The organism is Propionivibrio sp. (assembly GCF_016790145.1).
In the GTDB taxonomy this organism is placed as follows: domain Bacteria; phylum Pseudomonadota; class Gammaproteobacteria; order Burkholderiales; family Rhodocyclaceae; genus Propionivibrio.
Window position 1 is genome coordinate 1 of record NZ_JAEUOI010000067.1, and the last position, 4,195, is coordinate 4,195.

General features: G+C 57.2%; 3 protein-coding genes. 1 reads left to right on the forward strand and 2 read right to left on the reverse strand.

Features of this window, described 5'->3' with window-relative positions:
* The coding region (locus tag JNM42_RS06085) for an ATP-binding protein (protein ID WP_294267696.1) at positions 1–942 on the forward strand (942 nt) is incomplete at its 5' end.
* Between the two features lie 75 nt (positions 943–1,017).
* On the opposite strand, the gene ppdK is transcribed toward JNM42_RS06085, so the two are convergent.
* Together ppdK and JNM42_RS06095 are read right to left on the reverse strand one after the other, a co-directional pair.
* Positions 1,018–3,738: a pyruvate, phosphate dikinase gene (ppdK, locus tag JNM42_RS06090; RefSeq protein WP_294267698.1), complete on the reverse strand. Its 2,721-nt coding sequence runs from the start codon at positions 3,736–3,738 to the stop codon at positions 1,018–1,020.
* 276 nt (positions 3,739–4,014) lie between these two features.
* Positions 4,015–4,195 (reverse strand): 2-C-methyl-D-erythritol 2,4-cyclodiphosphate synthase (locus JNM42_RS06095; RefSeq protein ID WP_294267700.1); only part of this gene is annotated, 181 nt, incomplete at its 5' end.

Below are 4,195 nucleotides of genomic sequence, written 5' to 3' on the forward strand. Positions count from 1 at the left end.
CGGGGAATCTGGGTCAGTTTTTCGATTGATAACAGCGACGAGGATGATTACTGGCTGATGCTGCCCGGCGAACACGCCGAAACCGATTTCCCCTGGAATTGGCTTGGCTGGGGAGGCGCGTCGCTGGCGTTGGCACTACTGGTGGCCTGGCTGATCGTCTCGCGCGTCACCCTGCCCCTGCGCGCGCTGGCCGGCGCCGCCAAGGAGCTTGGACACGGCAGGCAACCCGCACCCATCCCGGAACGTGGCGCCATCGAGTTGCAGCAACTCACCGAAGCCTTCAACCGCATGTCGGAAGACCTGAAACGCATTGAACTTGATCGCGCCGAGGTACTTGCTGGTATCTCGCACGATCTGCGCACGCCGCTGGCACGTCTGCGTCTGGAAGCGGAAATGTCGATCGACGACGACGCAGCGCGCAGTGCAGTCATCGAAGACATCGAGCAAATGGATGCCATCATTGCCCAGTTCCTCGACTACGCGCGCGGCGACAGCGGCGAAGGGGCTGAACTCACCGACGTCAATGCATTGGTGACCCAGGTCGCCAGCACTCAGGGGCGCGCGTCAAGCACGGCACAATTTACGCTGGGTGAACTTCCACCGGCTCTGATCCACCGCCAGTCACTGACACGGGCACTCGCCAATCTGCTCGACAATGCCCGCAAGTACGGTGGCGATCAAATCGCGGTGGAAACGCGTATCGAGAATGACGAAATCCTGATCGACGTTCTCGACCGTGGCCCCGGCATACCGGCAAGTGAAATCGAACGTCTGAAGCGTCCCTTCACCCGCCTCGAAAACGCCCGTACCAATGCCAGAGGCACTGGACTCGGGCTGGCGATTGTCGAGCGCATTGCGCGCTTGCATGAGGGCCAGCTTGAATTGTTGGCGCGGGAAGGCGGCGGCATGATCGCGCGTCTGCGCCTACACTTGAAAAACTGAAGCGAGAAAAGACAAACGCCAGTTCCGGGGAACTGGCGTTTTGTTACTGCTTATACTTCTTGCTTCTAAACACCATCAATCACTGAGCGCGGCCTGGGCTGCCGCGAGTCGTGCAATTGGCACACGGAACGGCGAACAACTGACATAATCGAGTCCGGCCCGATGGAAGAAGCCAATCGAAGCCGGATCGCCGCCGTGCTCACCGCAAACGCCTAGCTTGATTCCAGGGCGCACCGAACGACCCTTTTCGACGGCCATCTTGACCAGCAGACCAACACCTTTCTGGTCGATCGACTGGAAAGGATCCTGCTCGTACATGCCGTCCTTCAGATAGGTCGGCAGGAACTTGCCAATGTCGTCACGCGAAAAGCCCAGCGTCATCTGCGTAAGATCGTTGGTACCAAAGGAGAAGAACTCGGCCTGCTTGCCGATGCTGTCGGCGACCAGCGCACCGCGCGGCGTTTCGATCATGGTACCGACTAGATAGGCAATCTCGGTGCCGCGTTCGGCAAAAACGGCAGTAGCCGTATCACGGATGACCTTGGCTTGAGCGTTGTATTCACGCACGGTGCCGACCAAAGGAACCATGATTTCGACCTTGACGTCGCTGCCCTTGGCCTTGGCGTTGAGTGCGGCTTCGATGATGGCGCGTGACTGCATTTCGGTGATTTCAGGATAGCAGATCCCGAGACGACAGCCGCGGTGTCCCATCATCGGATTCGATTCGTGCAGGTCATCGACGCGATTACTGATTTCCTCGTATGACACGCCCATTTCATTCGCCATGATGCGCTGATTGGCTTCGTCATGCGGCAGGAACTCGTGCAATGGCGGGTCGAGCAGACGGATGGTGACCGGCAGACCGTTCATTTCACGGAACAAGCCTTCGAAGTCGCCGCGCTGGATCGGCAGCAGTTTGGCCAGCGCCTTGCGACGACCGGCTTCATCAGGCGCCAGAATCATCTCGCGCACCGACTTGATGCGGTCACCCTCAAAGAACATGTGCTCGGTACGGCACAGGCCAATGCCCACGGCCCCGAAGTTACGCGCTGCCTTGGCATCTGCCGGCGTATCGGCATTGGTGCGAATGGCCAGACGCTTGTAACGGTCGGCAAGTTCCATCAGCGAACCGAAGTCGCCGGAAAGCTCGGCATCCTTGGTCGGAACCTTGCCTTCATAAACTTTGCCGGTTGAACCATCGAGAGAGACCCAGTCGCCTTCCTTATACACCGAGCCATCAACAGTCATCGTGCGTGCTTTCGGATCGACGCGAACGGAACCGGCACCGGAGACGCAACACTTGCCCATTCCACGGGCAACCACCGCCGCGTGCGAGGTCATGCCCCCCCGCGCCGTCAGAATGCCTTTGGCCACGACCATGCCGCGCAAGTCTTCGGGAGAGGTTTCCTGACGAACCAGGATCACGTCCTTGCCCTGGGCAACCCATTGCTCGGCTTCGTCAGCAAAGAAAACGATCTGGCCGGTTGCGGCGCCTGGCGAAGCGGGGAGACCGCTGGCAATCAAGCGAGCCTTCTTGATGGACTGGCCATCAAACACCGGATGCAAAAGCTCGTTGAGGCGGTCCGGATCGACACGCATCAGCGCCGTTTTTTCATCGATGAGGCCTTGCTTGAGCATTTCGACCGAGGTGCGAACCAGGGCGGCCCCCGTGCGCTTTGCCGAACGCGTCTGCAGCATCCAGAGCTTGTCTTCCTGGATGGTGAACTCGATGTCCTGCATGTCCTTGTAGTGATTTTCCAGTGCCGTTTCGGTCTTCAGCAGTTCCTTGTAGATCGTCGGCATGATTTCTTCGAGCGACGGGAACTTGCCGGCACGCTCAGCTTCGCTGACTTTTGCCAGTTCAGCCCAGCGACGCGATCCTTCAAGGGTAATCTGCTGCGGCGTACGGATGCCGGCCACCACGTCTTCGCCCTGGGCGTTGATCAGGAATTCACCATTGAAGATGTCTTCGCCTGAAGCCGCATCGCGGGTAAAGGCCACGCCAGTACCGCTGTTCTGACCGAGGTTGCCGAACACCATCGACTGAATGTTAACGGCGGTTCCCCAGGAACCCGGAATGTCGTGCATTTGACGGTAATAGACGGCACGGTCGTTGTTCCAGCTCTGGAACACGGCCATCACTGAACCCCAGAGCTGCTCCCACGGGTCGGTCGGAAATTCACGGCCGAGGCGTTCACGAATCATCGCCTTGAACTCGCTGACCATCTGTTTGAGATCATCTGCGCTTAGATCGGTATCGAGCTCAACGCCCTTCTTTTCCTTGATCTCGTCAATGATGACTTCAAAGGGATCATGATCTTCCTTTGACTCGGGTTTCAGGCCCATCACCACATCGCCGTACATCTGGACGAAACGGCGGTAGGAGTCCCAGGCGAAACGTTCGTTGCCGGATTTTTTGGCCAGACCAGCAACTGCCTCGTCATTGAGACCCAGATTGAGAATCGTGTCCATCATGCCGGGCATCGAGGCGCGCGATCCGGAGCGCACCGAGACCAGCAAGGGGTCGGCGGCATCGCCGAATTTCTTTCCCATTTCCTGTTCGAGAAAGGCCACGCCCTGTCTGACTTCGGCTTCGATCAGCTTCTGGATGCTCTCGGCACCCTGCTCGGTATAGACCGTGCAGGCATCGGTACTGATGGTGAAGCCGGGAGGCACCGAAATACCCAGACGACACATTTCTGCAAGATTGGCGCCCTTGCCACCCAGAAGATTCTTCATATCTGCTGTGCCTTCGGTCTTCGAAGAGCCAAAAACGTAAACGAATTTATTCGACATATTGACCTCACTAAAACGGAAAAATTAAAAGTCCGACGTGAACGTTTCAAGACTTTCCTGGATTATTTTCAAACTCGACAGAGAGTTGAGCGCTTGATTTGACAAACTTAACACTCTTGGCCGTTAACTATACCAAGGATCAAGGGCTCATCTTGATTTTGTTAATTCTGCAAGCTTACAGGACGGCTATGACCTGAAACCTTCAGAATTCTTTACAAGCTGATCAAACCTTCACGCCAGCCAGCAATCGGAAAGGTCATGATCAAGGCAGCGAGCTTAAACATTATGCTCGATCAACGCAATGGCGTCAGCAGAAATGCCTTCCTCCCGCCCGACCAGACCCAGGCCCTCCGCGGTTTTCGCCTTGACATTGATGCAGGTCTTGGGCACCTGCAAATCGTCGGCGATATGGGCCACCATCTGCGGGATATGCGGCGCCATTTTCGGACGCTGCGCA

Coding starts and splice junctions, on each gene's coding strand:
- ppdK (WP_294267698.1), bottom strand. CDS start 3,738: ATGTCGAATAAATTCGTTTACGTTTTTGGCTCTTCGAAGACCGAAGGC.